General features: G+C 35.7%; 1 protein-coding gene. It reads left to right on the top strand.

Annotation, left to right across the window (positions count from 1 at the left end):
- Positions 1-837 (top strand): Wzz/FepE/Etk N-terminal domain-containing protein (locus L1D51_RS21550; protein ID WP_239964847.1); only part of this gene is annotated, 837 nt, incomplete at both ends.

Here is an 837-nt window from a genome sequence, read left to right as displayed (position 1 = left end):
GTATAAGTTACTAATTATATTGGTTATTAGTTCTATATTATCTGTTGCTTTCGCCCTATCACAACCTGATATTTATAAATCGGAAGCTTTACTTGCGCCAGCTGAAGGTGAACAAGGAGGAGGGCTTGCATCTTTAGCTGGTCAACTTGGTGGGCTAGCTAGCTTAGCGGGTGTGAATGTAGGTGGACAAACAAGTAATAAAGTTCAATTGGCAATAGAAATCTTACAGTCAAGGCAGTTCTTTAAGCAGTTTTTGAATAGGCATCAAATACTACCTGATCTGATGGCTGCAAAGTCATGGGATAGAGAGAATAACTCTGTTGTTTATGACGAAAGCATCTATGACCCATCATCGAAAAAATGGGTTAGAGAAGTATCATTACCTTTGAAAACAACACCATCATATTTAGAGGCATACGATTATTTTCGTGACACTATGTTACTAAATGTCGATAAAGATACAGGTATGTTAACGTTATCAATCATGCATATCTCGCCTACAGTTGCCCATAAATGGGTTACTTTGCTGATTGAAGATATAAATAGGGAAATGAAAAAAAGGGATGTATTAGAAGCAAATAAAAGCACTCATTTCTTAATTGAACAGATCGAAAAGACTAATGTTGCTGATATGAAGTCAATCTTATACAAGCTTATTGAGGAGCAGGCAAAAACAATCATGTTCGCTAATGTTAGAGATGAGTATGTATTTAAGGTTATTGATGCGCCAGTCATCCCGGAAATAAAAGCAAAGCCAAAAAGAGCTCTAATATGTATCTTAGGTGCATTTATAGGATTTACTATCGGGCTTATTTATATTTTAGCTGAGTTTTTCAT

This window comes from Pseudoalteromonas shioyasakiensis (assembly GCF_022398475.1).
Classification (GTDB): Bacteria; Pseudomonadota; Gammaproteobacteria; order Enterobacterales; family Alteromonadaceae; genus Pseudoalteromonas.
This window is presented reverse-complemented; position numbering and strand designations above follow the sequence as displayed.